This is a genomic window from Gimesia benthica (assembly GCF_009720525.1).
Taxonomy (GTDB): Bacteria; Planctomycetota; Planctomycetia; order Planctomycetales; family Planctomycetaceae; genus Gimesia; species Gimesia benthica.
Genome location: NZ_CP043930.1, coordinates 2,640,032 through 2,656,153 on the forward strand (window position 1 = coordinate 2,640,032; position 16,122 = coordinate 2,656,153).

A 16,122-nucleotide genomic window follows, 5' to 3' on the forward strand; every position below is an offset into this window, starting at 1 on the left:
AACGTTTCGCCAGGAAATCGTAGCGTTCCTTATCTGCATTCACTTCTTAGACATAGCGCACTTTCAAGCGACCCGAGGGTAACTTGAGCGACCAGATCTGCTCCGACGTCGGTTGACTGTCCAGGGGGACCGTCAAGTCAAAGGCAATCCGGTCCCCCTCCCGCAGCACAAATTCGTCCCCTGGGGCAATCACCAGATATCCCGCTCTCCACTGATCTACCAGCTCCCCGCCCTCATCCATGAACTGTAGCCCTGTCACTTCGGGGTAAGGCAACAGCAGCCGTTCACGACTGGAGTGAAACGCCAACCGAAACACCGGGTTCCCCGCGCCTGAGCTCACCAGTTCCAGATCCAGTTTCAAATCCTGCTGTGAAACAGAAATGTCATTCTTCCTTATAAAAAATCCGATGAATAGTACCCTGGGATCGCTAATAAATCGGGTGGCCCCGCATGCAATTCGGGGTGAGCGCAGCGAACAGGAAACTGACAGAGTACCACGGTCAGAATGCGAATAGACCTGCCCTGTGATTATTTTGAGAGGATATAAAACCATCCCTCATGGTTCTTAAAAAAACCAACGCGGGACTGACGACAGTAGCCTATCACCTCATCAATCTGCCAAAGCCTTTCCCTGACAAAGGGAATCAGATCATGCTCTGTACCGTCGTAATCTTCATCAGAACAGATGAGATACAACGGATCTCTCACCTGGAGACTGGTGAGCCTCTCAATGAGTGCGTTTGACTCTTTCGCTGCACCCGTCAATTCCTCACATGAAGTACGATCAAAGTATCGCAGATCCCGCAGGTCGTCAAGAATCCGTCGACGACGGCCGGGCGACTCCAGCATCCACAGAAAACGATCTACTTTTGCTTTCTGAATGAACCGCTGAAAGATTTCTGTTTCTAGCTGTCGATTCACAGAATGGTGCGTCCTGTCATTCGTGTAACGTACTTCATGACTTGCGAGAGAAATGGAATCTCCGTGACTCACCCGTTGTCCCTGTGCACAATCAACTCCAGTTCGGTGCGGGGCTCCAGAATTCGCGGGATCACAAAATCCGGTTTGAGCGTCAGACCGGACAGCTCTGACAGGGGACACCATTCGAAGACTTCGAGTTCGTTCTCCTCCGTCCCCGCCAGTTCCTCGCCGTGCCAGGCGACTTCGTAATAGGTGCTCAGTTCGTGAAAGTTCCGTCCTTCCAGTTCGAAGAAGTTCTCCGCCGCAATCACCGGACGCAGTACTTCAAACCCCGGACCAATCTCTTCGGTCAGCTCCCGATGCATGGCGGTCAGCGAATCTTCATTCGTCTTGATCCGTCCCCCCGGCAGATACCACCACTGCCGATCCACGGGCCGACACAACAGCACCTCTTCTTCCCGACGCACAATCGCCGCCACCCGCAGATTCACGCGGTAGTTATTCAAATCCAGTGTAATATCGGTCATGAGAATTTATTTCTGACTCACTTCTCCAGCAGTTTCATCACATGTCGCCAGCCAAAGCGTTTGGCCAGCGTGAATGGTGTATCGCCTTCGGGGGTTTTTAACGTCGGGTCGGCACCTTCTTCCAGCAGAATTTTGACGACCACACCATTGCCTGCCAGCGATTCGCGGTGCAGCATCGTCCAGCCCTCGTCATCGGTTTCATACACCATCTCTTTGGATTGCTGCAAGGCTTCCCGCAGAGAATCTCCCATGTTGATACACATCGGATGTTCCAGCATATTCAGCTTCCGCTCTTCCGGGTCGATCACCGGCTTCTTGCCCAGCAGTCGCCCCAGAAAACCGACCGGCTCAGTAGGCACATACACCACCTCGATCTCATCGGGCTCGCTGAACTCCATGCCCCATGCTTTGTCGTGTGCCCGTCGCTGACTGGCAGGCAGCCGCGAACGGATCAGGTTGACGGTAAACCCGCCATAAGCCCGCCCCCGGATGGAAAAGATCCAGTCCGAAAGTGCTGACAGCGGCTCGCAGATCGGATCTCCGGCTTTGACACTGGTCACCCACTCGGGGTCATTATTCAGTGTGCCCATGAGCTCGCGACCATTACACTCCACATCACTCACCCACATGTGTTCCAGCTCAGGATCGTCGGGGGACATCCCCTCATCGGTGAAACCCACTTTCACTGCCGCGAAATCCAGCGCGGGTAAAATCCGCCGCCGTTCCCACGAAAGCTCCCGCCAGAAATACTTGAATGTCTTCCGCGCCTGCTGACTCGCAGCCAGCATCTCCGGATCATCCCCTTTGCTCATTGCAATGTTGTCTTCAAGCCCCATCGCAGATCACCCTCGCTTTTTCTGATTCGGAAACAGTGAAATCAACAAGTGCCGCCAGTCATGAAACCAATCCTGACACGATTTCACCTGCAAAGCAAGAAAATCTCACGAAAACCGGACTGACCACCAAACAATCGGGAACTCAATAGATGGCTCCGAATGCAATTCGGGATGAGTGCAGCGAACAGGAAACTGTCAGAGAATACGTGCTGCTAGAAACAGACATCGCAGTAGATGAATCCGTAGAGGCGGCGCCTGCAACGATCGATTCTCAGAGCAACTGATGACAATACACGAAACAGGTAGAATTCCCTCACATGAACTTCGTGCCCGGTTCACGTTCCGAACTCAGCAGCGAGGTAAACGCGTACGGATTCTCCAGCTCCAGCCGCCGTGCCAGGCGAAATCCCTGCGGAATAATCCAGAACGGCGTGTCCTCTGAAAACGGCACCATCGCATCAGAGAGATTATAAAACGTCTTCGCGCAACATTCTTCAAACGTGTACTGCGCTTCTCCCAATAGATCACCGCTGCGTTCTGCAGCTTGTGTCTTTTCGCGAATCCGGCGATGCAGTTCATGCCCCCGGCACCAGCTCTCGGAATCGCGACTCATCAGATACAGCTCTCCCAGCGTACCTCTATCCTCACAATGCCGCAGAAAAAAAGCGAGCATCTCTTCCAGGCAGCGGGCTGTTTTATCTCGACTCATATTGATCCAGCGACGGTTTCAGTGATTCGGCCTCCTGTTTCAGGAAATCCCCTGCGAATGTACGCCGTTATCCACCTGCTGCGCCGCCAGCAACCAGCAGAGCGCCGCAGGCAACTCGGCCCGCCAGGGCGCAATCGCATGCCCCCCCTTGTACTGCTGATAATGCACCGTGGCCCCCTGATCCTGAAACGCGGCTGCTGCCCATTCCACGCCTTCGATCTGCGAAATCTCCTGGTACAGGCCTGACGGGGGATGCGTCACCTCGGTCTCGGTCTCCTGATCCCCCACGCTCAACCAGAACCGCGCATGATTCACAGGCAGCTCCAGTTCCTGCTGTGCGAGCCACCAGAACGAACCCGACTGGCACAACACCTGGCTGAACAGCCCGGGATACTGAAACGCGACATGCGCCGCAGCCAGACCGCTCAGGCTCAGACCACAGATGAGGTTCCCCTCAGTCCGCGCATTGGAACGGGCACACACCCAGGGAACGACGTCCTCCGCGAGAAATTGCGCATAACGCGGGTTCCAGAGATAATCCCGCTGGCGATCTTCACTGCTGACATGAGAAACGAAGGCCAGCGTCAGGGGAGGAATCTGCCCTCCCGCCATCAACTTACTGATCAGCGGCAGACAGTCCATATCGCGGAGATAATGTTCGGCGTCCAGAAACAGACAGAGTGGATGCACGCTGTCCCGCGGTCCCGGCACCAGCCAGAGGTTTCGGGAATAATCACCAGCAGCGGAAGTCATGACCTGAGGCGCAGGAGTCACGGTACTGCTCTTTCAACGGGATCCGCTTCACACCAACCTGCCTGTTACAAAAACGACAGTGTGGCTGAAGCCTGGGCGGATAACTGTCTGATTATCATGACAGAACTTCCCGGATTTGCAATAGTATTTGGCACGAGCCACGAGGCACTCAGACAGGCTGGCGACTGTCACGGCTCAGCAGTCAGGTCACTGCAAAACAGTTACCGGCGATAAGTGGCCACCCACTTCCCATCCGCATGAAAGATAATTTCATTTGCTTTCACATTCACTCCCACCGACTTCGCCCTGGAGTCGATAAACGCGATCCGCTGCCGATCCACATTCAGTCGATCGGGGGTCACCTCAATGTTAAACCCCGCGGTTTTGATGGTCGCCGTATCACCCGAGTAAGTAGCATCTAATTTCCAGCTGTCAGACTGCGCGGTCACCGAACGCCCACTGGCCAGCGTACCGCTACACATACCACCAGAGGTCGCCAGCATCACTGCCCCACCGACGGCCAGTGCCATCAGCAGTAAGCCCGCAAAAATTCTGATCCGTTTCAACCAGGAACTGGTTCCAGCCTGCTCTGTCATAGCGTCCCTTAAATGTGAACAAATTTACGGATTCAAATCGTACCCGCCCGTTAGACCGGGGTCAATCAGATTCCAGACTCAATCCCCTCAGCCGGATCTGCTCCGCTTCCACAACTGACCCAACCCCGCAGAATTACCATAAACCGTTTTATCATAAAGAGATAAACGGTCTGCAACTCATTCTAAACCTCGCAGATGAGAATCAGCGTCGTCTGGACCGCCAGCTATTCGATCAGACTTCGATTTTATTGGACAAATTCCAATGAAATTAGAATACCAAGAGCTTCCGCGTCAAAACGAATATCCAGGGAACCGCGGACGAGGTCTGACAGCTGAAATCAGCAACAGTTTTCCAGTCTCAGGCCGGGAGGTCCAGTGGCTCCAGCAGATATCTGCCGAACGGATTAGCAAAGCATTCTTCGTCCGCATTGATCCAGTCATCTTTTCGGGAGATGCGATAATAAGGCGCGTCTGCACTCGTCGAAAACGTATGCCCCTCTTCAAACACAGGCGACTCGCACATCTGGTAGTGATTGAACTCGGTCAACAGGAACGCGGCCTCGCGATTCTCTACGGTCGCAGGCACCGCTGCATCGGGCATCCCGAAGATGTGCATGCCGGTGCTGTAAAAATGCGTCTCACATCCCACCAGCATCACATGCGACTGCAACAGGTCCAGCGTATCTTCAGCAAAGTTTTTGGCCCGCCAGTCAGCCGCCGAATGGGCGACTCCCGAATTTTCGAATTTGACACCCAGCCCGCCACAATCCAGGCAGACATTGATCAAGGCATGCAGCCGGTACAACTCATTCAGCCCCGCATTGGGCCAGATCAGGTACAGCACACACTGATGCGTATCCAGCATCGCGATATCTTCACCGCTGATGCTTCCCTGCCCTCCCAGTTGAAAGGCGACGGAAATCTGGTCATCGTGCTCACCGAATTCACAATGCGCTGAGAATTTATGTTCGACCGACATCAAAATGGAACCGGCATAAAGGTACTTGCCCCCGGTCTCATTCATAACCAGCGGCAGCAGTTCCTCCGGTCCTTTAATTGACATCGGAATACAGACGATGGTATCCACCGATTGACTCCTCTCTGATTAAATTCCTCTGCCCGACTGCCTCGCGCGCAGACAGGAATTCAGCCGGAACATTCAGCCTGCGAGTTCAATCATCGTCGCTCCGAGTCCCGTCTGCAACTGGAAATGCTGCCTCGGTTTCCAGCCCTTCATAAAAAGTCTGTAACACGCGACGCTGTGCTCCACTCAAGCGCACCAGAGGTCTCCGGCTCTGAATAAAACGCAGCGCCTCTTCCACACTCGCAGACTGCCGGATATACAACAACAGCGCCGCGGTAAACAGCCCCGTCCGACCATGGCCTTCAGCACAGTGAATCAATACAGGTCCCTGCAACGCCGCGACCTGGGGAATCCATTCAGATAACACAGCAACCGACGGTGCTTCTCGATCCAGAATGGGAAAGCAGTGATAGCCGCGCAATCGCTGCGCCCGTGGTTCACTCTGCTCACACGTGAGATCAATCACATGCACAATCTCCGCCGGCAGCTCATGGGACAACAGACGCCGACTGACAAACAGATTCTCCGTCAACTGATTCCAGGGCGGCTCCGGCCTCAACAGCCGCGCCCCATGCCAGACCCCGTTCAGATACAGCAGGTAGGGAAACAACAGACACCGATTGAACAACGGCACCAGCCCCGCTTCCGATTTGTTAAACACCCGGGGACCGAGACCAAAATACCCCGCCGCCACCAGCGCAAAGCTGAACGCAGGCCAGAGCAGCAGCCACCACAACCCCTGGTACATCCCGGCGGCCAGCAACAGCAGCACCGCAATCAGCAGCAGTAGAAAACCGATTCTCATAACTAATTCCATGCATGGTCCATTCAGCCCTTACCGATTAGATTGATTCTCAAAATCAAAATTCAGTGGTCTGGACAGGGACAGCACAGAAATCCCGTGCTTCTTTTCATAATAAATCAGATAGGAGAGAAACAGAGCACAAGCGTAACAAAACAGCGCGATATAGAGGGGATTCTCTTCATATTCAAACAGAAAAACTTCACGCGCAGGATCACCATTATACCGAAACCGGACTTGATCAGGAATTTCATTCAGCAGATAAGGTTGAGTTTCCGCATGAACTATCGCATACGGATCTGTGATGAGAATCGTAAAATCCCCCCAGCCTTTCCCCATGCTTTGGACCTCTTTGCGATCAATAACAGTCCCGGTCACGACAGGCGCAGCAGAAACGACCGCTTCGTGAAGCCAGCAGAGAAACATATAAGAGCCAAAGATAAATCCCAGGACCACCAAAACTGGGAAAGTAACTCGAGTAAAATAGATCATGTTTCATTCCTGAAAAGCAAAGCTTTAACCGGGATCGATTTATACTCCCGAAACCACCGGCATTTCGTTTTCCTGTTTCTGAAACTCGTAAGGCACCATCACTCTACTCTTCAACCTTCTTCCGCCGCCAGGGAGAGATGTAATCATTGACCTCTGCGCCCCGGCTGAGCAGATAGTCCCGCACTGTATCGTGTCCTTTTTCATTCGCGTAGCTGTAAGCACTCGCCCCCGCTTCCGTGACGGCGTTGATCTCCACGCCCTGCTCCAGCAGATACTCCAACCGCTCCTGGCTCTGACCATTATTTAACGCAGCCAGCATTAACGTGGTCAGTCCTTCCGGAGTTCGATCCAGCGGACTGGCCCCACCTCGACCAGTGTCTGCAGCGTTTCCAGGGTCGACCACATTGCTGCAATCAGCGTGCATGTCTCCCCTTCTCCATCGCGATGCGTCAGGTCCGCCCCAGCTTCAATCAGGCAGGGGATCACATTCACGCGCGAGTTACGGGTCGCAGCCGTCAAGGGCGTCACCCCCAGTTCGCTGGCCCGATTCGGATCAGCTCCCTCAGACAACAGAAAACGAACCATCTCCAGCTGCCCCGCAAACGCTGCGTTGGACAGCGCCGTCAGACCGGTGCGGAACGGCGTATTGATGTCAACGCCTTTGTCCAGAAACCGCTGGGCTTCCTTCAGACTCCCATGCCCGGCCGCATTAAATAAATCCTTTGCCATTAGCTCGCTTTCCCTTCCCCTTTCACACCGTAACCGGTCCAGGTTCGACCCCGTCAAACACAGCTGAATCACACAAGCTCATGCCGTTGTCTCCCAGGCGTAACGGATAAAAGTTCCTCGCTCCTCGATCAGAATTTCCTGTTCATACCATTCGCAGGCAAGCGGGATTGCAGAAGCAGTCCCCTCAGGAACAACCCCGGCATAACGTTGCAGATAAATGCGAACCGCGTCTGCATACTCAAAGTCCTGAAATGCAATCGGTTGAGCAGGAAACGGTGACTCACGCGGCTCGAATGCTCCTGATTCAATCGTCGCCTGGAAAAAGGCACCCCAGTCAGGAAACTGTTTTGCGTTCGCAATCGCGATCACCAGAAATTCTTCCGAACTGGACGACTCAAATTCATACGGATCCAGGCTCAGAATCTTCATGGCTTCTGGTCCTCGCATCGCAGCCGGTCCAGTTGTTCGATCACCTCAAACACAAACCGCGTCTTCTCATCATTAAAAGCGACCCGCTCACCGATGGTCTTCATGGCCCAGCCCCGGGCACTGCCGCCGTCCTGACCGAACTCCTCTGACATCGCCGTCCAGTCACAGACCATCTCGATCAGATCCACGTCGGTCATCTCATTCGGATCGTCGTGGAATTCCGGATGATGCCGGTTGTGGCTCACATGATGCCGCACCGCCGCCTGCGTGCGGGCTTCCATTCCATCCGGATAAGTAAACGGAATGTTCCGCCACCGACAGCGATGATATTCGGTCAGCCAGATATAAGGCACACGTTCCGCGTCCTCAAACTTGGACGCATCATGCACTTCACCCCGCGCCAGCAGTTCCTCTCCGCACGCCCACTCCGACGCCAGCAGCGCCAGATTCCGCCGCACCCGCTCAATATGCGCCCGCGTCCGGCGTTCATAGAAAGTCACCATCTCCGGCGTCGGCTCTTGCAATGCTCACTCCATTCTGACAGTTTTCCAGCTTCAAAAAAGCAGGTCCGTTTAAGTTCATCTAAGATGATAGTGGCTGACCCACATCCAACCAACAGGAAGATGAAAAAATGGGTAAGCCCGAATGCAATTCGGGCCGAGCGCAGCGAGCAGGAAACTGACTACACTCACTTCCCCAGTAACCGGTCATGCCGCTTACGGATCTGGGACGTACTGCCGGGAAACTGAAATCGCCCCAGAACGACATCTTCAAGTGCCGCACGCACCTGCTTCGCACACCGCACCGGGTCCATCCTGCCCACGCCGGTTCCCAGCCCGGGGATCGACACCGTTTTGACCTGCTCGCGCACCGGCTGTCCTGCATAGTTGCCCGCGGGAATCAACCCTTCTCGAATCAAGAGAAAGATCGCCCGCGCCGCCAGATAAGCATTGATCGTCGAGTCCACCGGCAGCGGCACCCGCATCGTGGGAGCAGCAATCAGCCAGGGGATCTCTGCATCACCGGTCTCCACCAGCGTCGCGGCCCCCACCAGCAGTTCGCCGGCATGGTCGGTGCGAATCTGTGCCTGTACTCGATCCTGCAGATGTGTTCCAAAGCGTTCCAGGTAGAGCCGATCGATGCCGCCATCCATGAAGACGAAACTGCTCGCCGGACTCACAATCGCATCTGCTGCGATATCGAAGATAGAACCATGCTGCACCTCCACAAACGTCAGATCACCACACCACCGCTGCCAGGCCGCGTACAGCCGCTCATCAATGACAGACAAACGAATCTGCAGTCGAAACGAATCAGACACCGGTAAATTCATCAACGATCATCCTCAAAAAGTAGGGGAGGACCCATGTGTCCTCCCGCCTGGCGACAATCTTTCTGGTGCAATCTTCCCTGGCAATTCATAAATGCGTCCCCACTATGAGCGGCAAAGCGCTAGCCGCCGGTAAAAAGGTCAACGCTGACATCAGAAACCGGTGGCTAGCGCCATTCCGCTCACATTCCCGGGTGGGCCCGAATGTAATTCGGGCCGAGCGCAGCGAGCAGGAAACTGACCGTGTTGCACTCAGATTTCTTAATTGTACAAGATTGATAGAGTCGCTACGGATCGCCCCATATCCTTAACAGCACGCATACTCTGACGGTTTCCTGTTGTCTTCGACAACCTCGAATTGCCAGTTCCCAACGGACACCAGAAACTAACATCATGTTCGCCACACACCTCTGCGCAACAAAAAAGCACCCCTGTCCGCAAACAGGAGTGCTTCATTTTTATCACTTAATAACTAATGCGTTACGGCAGTTCGGTCGCCCCCATCAGGTAGCGATCGCACTCACGGGCGGCGCCGCGGCCTTCGTTGATCGCCCAGACGATCAGGCTCTGACCACGTCGGCAGTCGCCGGCGGCGAAGACGCCGTCGATGTTTGTGGTGTACTGCTCATGCTCGGCTTTGAAGTTCGAACGGGCGTCGGTTTCCAGACTCAGTTGCTCGCTGATGATATGCTCGGGGCCTAAGAACCCGAGTGCCAGGAAGACCAGGTCGCATTCGAGCTCCTGTTCCGAACCGGGAACCACGCTGAACGGAGGACCGTTTTCAACCGGCTTGGACCAGTCGACTTCGCAGATCTTGATCGCTTTGAGATTGCCTTTGCCGTCGCCCACGAATTCGAGGGTCGACATCTGGAACATCCGCGGATCTTTACCGAACGCGGCAGCCGCTTCTTCGTGACCGTAGTCCACGCGGAAGATCTTCGGCCACTGAGGCCAGGGGTTGTTCGCGGCCCGCTCCATCGGAGGCTGAGGCACGATTTCCAGGTTGATCAGGCTTTCGCAGTTCTGACGCATCGCGGTACCCAAGCAGTCGTTACCGGTATCACCACCGCCGATCACGACAACTTTCTTGCCTTCAGCGTTGATGAAACCCTCAACCGGAGAGTTCTCGTAATGCTTGCTTTCCAGACCTGACTCCAGCAGGCTCTTCGTGTTCTTCGACAGGTATTCCATCGCGAAGTGCACACCCTTCAGATCACGGCCCGGAATGGGCAGATCGCGAGGCTTGGTCGCACCGGTGCAGAGCACGACGGCATCGAAATCTTTCATCAGTTGATCCGCGGTGATGTCCACGCCGATCGAAGTGTTGGTGATGAATTCCACCCCTTCGTCAGCCAGCAGATCGACACGACGCTGTACGATCCACTTCTCCAGCTTCATGTTGGGAATGCCGTACATCAACAGACCACCAATGCGGTCGTCACGTTCGTAAACGGTTACGCTATGACCGGCGGTATTCAGCTGAGCGGCGGCAGCCAGGCCGGCAGGACCGGAACCGACGACAGCGACTTTCTTGCCGGTACGTGTTTTAGGAGGACTCGGCTGGACCCAACCCTGATCGAAGGCGTGATCGATGATCGAGTTCTCGATGTTCTTGATCGTCACTGGAGGTTCGTGAATCCCCAGTACGCAGGCCCCTTCACAAGGTGCAGGACAGACCCGACCAGTGAATTCCGGGAAGTTGTTTGTCTTGTGCAGACTGTCGAGTGCTTCCTGCCAGCGACCGTTGTAGATGTGGTCGTTCCACTCGGGGATCAGGTTGTTAATCGGACAACCCGAGGCCATGCCTGCCAGGGTTTTCCCGGTGTGGCAGAAGGGAATCCCACAGTCCATGCAGCGAGCGCCCTGGTTGCTGAGCTCTTCATCGGTCAGATGATCGTGGAACTCATTCCAGTCCAGAATCCGCAGTTCCGGTTTTCTGTCGGCACCCAGTTCTCGCGTAAATTCCATGAAGCCAGTTGGCTTACCCATAGTTCTATCTCACTCTAAAAATGTGTTAGCTCTTATACAGAAGAAGCAATATGCTCCTGGGAAGGCGTTCCTGTCACGCGGTTCAGACGCGACAGGAACACAGTTTGTCACTAGACGCTGGCGGCAGCTTCCGCTTCTTCAGCTGCCATTTCCAGCAAAGCCCGCTTGTAATCCACAGGCATGACTTTCTTGAACAGTTCCAGTTCGTTTTCCCAGTTATCCAGAATCGCTTTGGCCACGGTCGAACCGGTGAACTTGCGATGATTGTCAATCAGCTCTTTCAGCTCGGCAATATCCTCGGCATCTTCCAGCCGTTCCAGTTCCACGGTTTCCAGATTGCTGTTCTGCAGCAGATGACCTTCGGGGTCGTAGACATAAGCCACACCACCCGACATCCCGGCTGCAAAGTTGCGTCCGGTCTCACCGAGAACAACAGCCCGACCGCCGGTCATGTATTCACAACCGTGATCGCCGATTCCTTCCACAACCGCTTTCGCTCCGGAGTTACGCACACAGAAACGTTCTGCAGCCTGACCGCGAATGTAAACTTCACCTTCGGTCGCTCCATACAGGTTCACGTTACCGACGATGATGTTATCTTCCGGCTTGAAGGTCGAATTCTCGGGTGGATAGATAATGATCCGTCCGCCGCTGAGACCTTTACCAACATAGTCGTTGGCATCGCCTTCGTGCTCGATGGTAATCCCGTGTGCCAGCCAGGCCCCCAGGGACTGGCCTGCGGAACCCTTACTGTTGATGTGAATCGTTTCATCGGGCAGACCTTCTGCACCATGATGCTTGGAAACCTCGTGGCTCAGCATCGTACCGAAGGTCCGGTCCGTATTCTTGAGTTTCACATCGATGGTGACCGACTCACCATTCTGGATCGCAGGCTGTGCCTCGCTGATCAGCAGGTTGTCGATCACGACTTCCAGACCGTGCTGCTGGTCCATCGTGCAATAAGTACCCACGTTTTCGTGTGGCTTTTCAGCCAGTCGCAGAATCGGAGTCAGGTCCAGGTGCTTCGCTTTCCAGTGAGCAACCCCTTCATCCAGTTCCAGTACGTCGCTGCGTCCGACCATCTCGTTGATGGTGCGGAATCCGAGTTCAGCCATGATTTCACGGGCCTCTTCTGCCAGCAGGAAGAAGTAGTTGACCACGTGCTCGGGCTGACCGGCGAACTTCTTACGCAGTTCCGGATTCTGAGTCGCAATCCCGACCGGGCAGGTATTCAGGTGACATTTACGCATCATGATACAGCCCATCGTGATCAGCGGTCCGGTGGAGAAGCCGTACTCTTCGGCTCCCAGCAGAGTCGCAATAATGATATCGCGACCGGTTTTCAGCTGACCGTCAGTCTGCAGACGCACACGGCTGCGGAGATCGTTGAGCACCAGCGTCTGGTGGGTTTCCGAAATCCCCAGTTCCCAGGGCAGACCGGCGTGCTTCACACTGGTCAGCGGAGAGGCCCCGGTACCACCGGAGGCTCCCGAGATCAGGATGTTGTCGGCATGACCTTTGGCCACACCCGAAGCAATCGTACCCACGCCGACTTCCGATACCAGCTTCACGCTGATCCGGGCCGAGGGGTTACTGTTCTTCAGGTCGTAAATCAGCTGCGACAGGTCTTCGATCGAGTAAATGTCGTGGTGCGGAGGAGGACTGATCAGCCCGACCCCCGGAGTGGAGTGACGTACCGAAGCAATGATCTTATTGACCTTATGCCCGGGCAGTTCGCCCCCTTCTCCCGGCTTCGCACCTTGAGAAATCTTGATCTGCAGTTCGTCAGCGTTGGTCAGATACCAGCTGGTCACACCAAACCGCCCGGAAGCGATCTGCTTAATGGCCGACCGTTTGGAATCGCCGTTATCCAGCGGCTTGAAGCGCGAATAATCTTCGCCCCCTTCACCGGTGTTACTCTTGCCACCCAGGCGGTTCATGGCGATCGCCAGGGCTTCGTGAGATTCAGCCGAGATCGAACCGTAGCTCATCGCACCGGTACAGAATCGCTTGACGATTTCCGTCACCGGTTCGACTTCGTCCAGCGGAATCGGTTCCCGCTTTTTGAAGGCCAGCAGACCACGCAGGTGACACTGCCGGGTTGTCTCTTCATTAACGGCTTTCGCGAACTGCTTGTAAGCACTCTTATCGCCCGAGCTCGCAGCGGCCTGCAGGTTGGCAATGTTTTCCGGTGACCAGGAGTGCTTTTCTCCGTTGGCCCGCCAGTGGTACACACCGGGGTTAGGCAGAACGGGCAGACGCTTCTGATCCCGCTGGGGGTAGCCGATGTTGTGACGCATTTCGCATTCTTTGGCAACCACGTCAAAACCGATTCCCTTGATCCGGCTGGCAGTTCCCGAGAAGCAGGCTTCGATGATTTCCTGGTTCAGACCAACGGCTTCGAAGATCTGGGCGCCCTTGTAACTCTGCAGGGTCGAGATGCCCATCTTGGCCATCACTTTCAGCATCCCTTTACAGACACCTTTGCGATAGGCAGAGACGATGGAACTACGATCCCACTTGGCAGCTTCCAGTTCGCCCACTTCCAGCGAGTGCCAGAGGGCTTCGAAGGCCATGTAGGGGTTGATTGCATCGGCACCGTAGCCGAACAGCAGACAGTGGTGATGCACTTCGCGGGCTTCGCCGGTTTCCAGCACGATCCCGATCTGCGTACGCTGTTCGTTGCGAACCAGGTGATGGTGAATCGCACCACAGGAAACCAGGGTCGGCAGAGCGACACGATCTTTACAGACGGCCCGGTCCGAAACCACGATCAGGCTGAAGCCATCGGCGATCGCCTGTGAGGCTTCTTCCCGAATCCGATCCAGGGCAGCCCGGAAACCGGCTTCCCCTTCTGACTTGGGATAAGTCACGTCGATCGTTTTGGTTTTCCAGCCCCGGTAATCCATCTTCTTGATGGCGGCCAGTTGCTCGTTGGTGATGATCGGCTCGGGAATGAGCAGTCGATGACACTGGTCTTCGGTCGATTCCAGCAGGTTGCCTTCCGGACCGATGTAACATTCCAGCGACATGATGACTTCCTCGCGGATCGAGTCGATCGCGGGGTTCGTCACCTGGGCGAACAGCTGATGGAAGTAATCGTAAATCAGGCGTGGCTGATCGCTGAGGCAGGCCAGGGCCGCATCGTTCCCCATGGAACCGATGGGATCCTTCTTGGATTTGATCAGCGGAATCAACATGAACTTCAGCGTTTCGAATGTGAAACCAAAGGCCTGCAGACGAGACAGCAGCTCTTCGGTCGGAACCGAATCGATCTTATCAGCAGGTGGCAGGTCCTGCAGACGCAGACGCTGATTCTGGAGCCATTCCTGGTAAGGACGCTTCGTGGCGTACTTTTCTTTGATCTCTTCATCGGGGATCATGCGGCCTTCTTCGAAATCAACCAGGAACATTTTTCCGGGCTGCAGACGACCTTTTTCCTTAACCAGTTTCGGATCGACTTCCAGGGTTCCCACTTCGCTGGCCATGATGACACGATCGTCGTGAGTCACGTAGTAACGGCTCGGACGCAGACCGTTCCGGTCCAGCACGGCGCCGATACATTTACCATCGGTGAAGGAAACTGATGCCGGCCCGTCCCATGGTTCCTGCAAGGCGGAGTAATATTCATAGAACGCACGCTTGGCGACGGAAATGGAATGATGGTTCTGCCAGGCTTCTGGAATCATCATCATCATCACTTCCGGCAGCGGACGACCGGACATCAGCAGCAGTTCCAGTGCGTTGTCGAAGTTACCCGAGTCTGAGCAGTGAGGCTCGATGATCGGGAACAGCTTGTTCAGATCGTCGCCGAACAGCTCGCTGGACATCATTCCCTGGCGGGCAAACATCCAGTTGGCGTTCCCACGCAGTGTATTGATTTCCCCGTTATGAGCCATGAAGCGGCACGGCTGTGCCCGGTCCCAGCTGGGGAAGGTGTTGGTTGAGAAGCGGGAGTGCACCATCGCCAGGTGGCTGGTAAAGTCTTCCGCCTGCAGGTCGGGGTAGAACGGCATCACCTGGTCGGGAGTCAGCATCCCTTTATAAACCAGGATGTTGCTGGACAGCGAACAGAAGTAGAACATCAGTCCCTGGGGCAGGCTGCTGCCTTCACGCAACTGGCGGCTGGAAGCCTTCAGGATGATGTACAGCTGACGTTCGAGGTGATCGTGATCGGCGACCTTGTGATTTGAAGTGGAGATAAAGACCTGCTCCATGTGCGGCAGAGCACGCAGCGCGGAGGGACCGATGTCGGCCTTGGTCGGTTCCACGGGCAGTTCACGCCAGCCCAGGACAACCAGTCCCTGGGCATTGACGGTCTCTTCCACGACCTTTTTACAGTGTTCCCGCTGTGATTCATCGGTCGGCAGGAAGACATTTCCCATACCGTAATGACCAGAGGGAGGCAGATCGAGGTTCAGATCTTCCTTCACCACGCGTTGCAGGAAGTCGTGAGGCATGGAAACCAGAATCCCGGCACCATCGCCCGTATTTTCTTCGCAGCCACAGGCGCCACGGTGAGTCATATGACGCAGCATTTCATCGGCGTCGACCACAATCTGGTGTGACCGTTTGCCTTTGATATGGGCGACGAAACCCACACCACAGCTGTCATGCTCGAATTCCGGATCGTAGAGCCCATGAGCTTCCGGGAAACGCCCCACTTGAAACAGGGAGTTTTGTGCTTTGTTTTCGGAATCAGTTCCACGTCGAACGGTTCGACTCGTCATCTTACTTCACCATTCAAACTAATGTTTTCAAAATCGATGCCACCCGGGCACCTTCAGTTTATCGCGAACAAGCTTCGCACTCAGTAATCTGTTTCAGCAGACGACGCTCCCCTGGAGGAAACCATGTCTGCCTGACCCGGCCGAAACCGGAACGTTTTCTGTCAAAGATCTACCATCGGTAATTCTGAATCTTCT

General features: G+C 55.0%; 17 protein-coding genes. All 17 read right to left on the bottom strand.

Annotation, left to right across the window (positions count from 1 at the left end; genetic code table 11):
- Positions 1–46 precede the first annotated feature (46 nt).
- The 17 genes from F1728_RS09930 to gltB all read right to left on the bottom strand — a co-directional run bounded on the left by F1728_RS09930 (position 47) and on the right by gltB (position 15,927).
- Complete coding sequence (locus F1728_RS09930) at positions 47–340, bottom strand: hypothetical protein (RefSeq protein ID WP_155363964.1); 294 nt, start codon at positions 338–340, stop codon at positions 47–49.
- Positions 341–528: 188 nt separating this feature from the next.
- Positions 529–921, bottom strand: coding sequence for a hypothetical protein (locus F1728_RS09935; protein ID WP_155363965.1), 393 nt, complete (start codon positions 919–921; stop codon positions 529–531).
- 68 nt (positions 922–989) lie between these two features.
- A complete protein-coding gene (locus F1728_RS09940) occupies positions 990–1,448 on the bottom strand; it encodes an NUDIX hydrolase (RefSeq protein ID WP_155363966.1) in 459 nt (152 codons plus the stop codon).
- 17 nt (positions 1,449–1,465) lie between these two features.
- Entirely contained in the window at positions 1,466–2,284 is an 819-nt protein-coding gene (locus F1728_RS09945) for a DUF2314 domain-containing protein (protein WP_155363967.1), read from the bottom strand.
- Positions 2,285–2,597: 313 nt separating this feature from the next.
- Complete coding sequence (locus tag F1728_RS09950) at positions 2,598–2,993, bottom strand: hypothetical protein (protein WP_155363968.1); 396 nt, start codon at positions 2,991–2,993, stop codon at positions 2,598–2,600.
- 39 nt (positions 2,994–3,032) lie between these two features.
- Positions 3,033–3,767 carry an alpha/beta hydrolase gene (locus F1728_RS09955; RefSeq protein ID WP_155363969.1) on the bottom strand — a complete coding sequence of 245 codons (735 nt, stop codon included), beginning with the start codon at positions 3,765–3,767 and terminating at the stop codon, positions 3,033–3,035.
- A 200-nt stretch (positions 3,768–3,967) separates the two neighbouring features.
- Positions 3,968–4,342 (bottom strand): hypothetical protein, encoded by a 375-nt coding sequence (locus F1728_RS09960; RefSeq protein ID WP_155363970.1) that lies wholly within the window; start codon positions 4,340–4,342, stop codon positions 3,968–3,970.
- 358 nt (positions 4,343–4,700) lie between these two features.
- Positions 4,701–5,429, bottom strand: a complete 729-nt coding sequence (locus F1728_RS09965) for a DUF4261 domain-containing protein (RefSeq protein ID WP_155363971.1) — start codon at positions 5,427–5,429, stop codon at positions 4,701–4,703.
- Between the two features lie 85 nt (positions 5,430–5,514).
- Positions 5,515–6,231, bottom strand: coding sequence for a dual specificity protein phosphatase family protein (locus F1728_RS09970; protein WP_194242754.1), 717 nt, complete (start codon positions 6,229–6,231; stop codon positions 5,515–5,517).
- A gap of 30 nt (positions 6,232–6,261) precedes the next feature.
- Complete coding sequence (locus tag F1728_RS09975; protein WP_155363973.1) at positions 6,262–6,720, bottom strand: hypothetical protein; 459 nt, start codon at positions 6,718–6,720, stop codon at positions 6,262–6,264.
- 103 nt (positions 6,721–6,823) lie between these two features.
- On the bottom strand, positions 6,824–7,039 hold the full coding sequence (locus F1728_RS09980) for a hypothetical protein (protein ID WP_194242755.1): 216 nt from the start codon (positions 7,037–7,039) through the stop codon (positions 6,824–6,826).
- Positions 7,040–7,047: 8 nt separating this feature from the next.
- Complete coding sequence (locus F1728_RS09985) at positions 7,048–7,449, bottom strand: ankyrin repeat domain-containing protein (RefSeq protein WP_155363975.1); 402 nt, start codon at positions 7,447–7,449, stop codon at positions 7,048–7,050.
- Positions 7,450–7,527: 78 nt separating this feature from the next.
- Positions 7,528–7,878, bottom strand: coding sequence for a hypothetical protein (locus F1728_RS09990; RefSeq protein ID WP_194242756.1), 351 nt, complete (start codon positions 7,876–7,878; stop codon positions 7,528–7,530).
- Positions 7,875–8,402 (bottom strand): DUF5662 family protein, encoded by a 528-nt coding sequence (locus F1728_RS09995; protein ID WP_228030609.1) that lies wholly within the window; start codon positions 8,400–8,402, stop codon positions 7,875–7,877. The genes F1728_RS09990 and F1728_RS09995 overlap by 4 nt, the downstream gene beginning before the upstream one ends.
- A gap of 164 nt (positions 8,403–8,566) precedes the next feature.
- Positions 8,567–9,211 (bottom strand): macro domain-containing protein, encoded by a 645-nt coding sequence (locus F1728_RS10000; protein WP_155363977.1) that lies wholly within the window; start codon positions 9,209–9,211, stop codon positions 8,567–8,569.
- 477 nt (positions 9,212–9,688) lie between these two features.
- Positions 9,689–11,197, bottom strand: coding sequence for a glutamate synthase subunit beta (locus tag F1728_RS10005; RefSeq protein ID WP_155363978.1), 1,509 nt, complete (start codon positions 11,195–11,197; stop codon positions 9,689–9,691).
- Between the two features lie 110 nt (positions 11,198–11,307).
- On the bottom strand, positions 11,308–15,927 hold the full coding sequence (gene gltB, locus F1728_RS10010) for a glutamate synthase large subunit (protein WP_228030611.1): 4,620 nt from the start codon (positions 15,925–15,927) through the stop codon (positions 11,308–11,310).
- Between the last annotated feature and the right edge of the window lie 195 nt (positions 15,928–16,122).

Excerpts from the sequence above, each read along its gene's own strand:
- F1728_RS09990 (WP_194242756.1), bottom strand. The coding sequence starts at position 7,878 with ATGAAGATTCTGAGCCTGGATCCGTATGAATTTGAGTCGTCCAGTTCG.
- F1728_RS09985 (WP_155363975.1), bottom strand. The coding sequence starts at position 7,449 with ATGGCAAAGGATTTATTTAATGCGGCCGGGCATGGGAGTCTGAAGGAA.
- F1728_RS09940 (WP_155363966.1), bottom strand. The coding sequence starts at position 1,448 with ATGACCGATATTACACTGGATTTGAATAACTACCGCGTGAATCTGCGG.
- F1728_RS09960 (WP_155363970.1), bottom strand. The coding sequence starts at position 4,342 with ATGACAGAGCAGGCTGGAACCAGTTCCTGGTTGAAACGGATCAGAATT.
- F1728_RS09975 (WP_155363973.1), bottom strand. The coding sequence starts at position 6,720 with ATGATCTATTTTACTCGAGTTACTTTCCCAGTTTTGGTGGTCCTGGGA.
- F1728_RS09970 (WP_194242754.1), bottom strand. The coding sequence starts at position 6,231 with ATGAGAATCGGTTTTCTACTGCTGCTGATTGCGGTGCTGCTGTTGCTG.
- F1728_RS09980 (WP_194242755.1), bottom strand. The coding sequence starts at position 7,039 with ATGCTGGCTGCGTTAAATAATGGTCAGAGCCAGGAGCGGTTGGAGTAT.
- gltB (WP_228030611.1), bottom strand. The coding sequence starts at position 15,927 with ATGACGAGTCGAACCGTTCGACGTGGAACTGATTCCGAAAACAAAGCA.
- F1728_RS09945 (WP_155363967.1), bottom strand. The coding sequence starts at position 2,284 with ATGGGGCTTGAAGACAACATTGCAATGAGCAAAGGGGATGATCCGGAG.
- F1728_RS10005 (WP_155363978.1), bottom strand. The coding sequence starts at position 11,197 with ATGGGTAAGCCAACTGGCTTCATGGAATTTACGCGAGAACTGGGTGCC.
- F1728_RS09950 (WP_155363968.1), bottom strand. The coding sequence starts at position 2,993 with ATGAGTCGAGATAAAACAGCCCGCTGCCTGGAAGAGATGCTCGCTTTT.
- F1728_RS10000 (WP_155363977.1), bottom strand. The coding sequence starts at position 9,211 with ATGAATTTACCGGTGTCTGATTCGTTTCGACTGCAGATTCGTTTGTCT.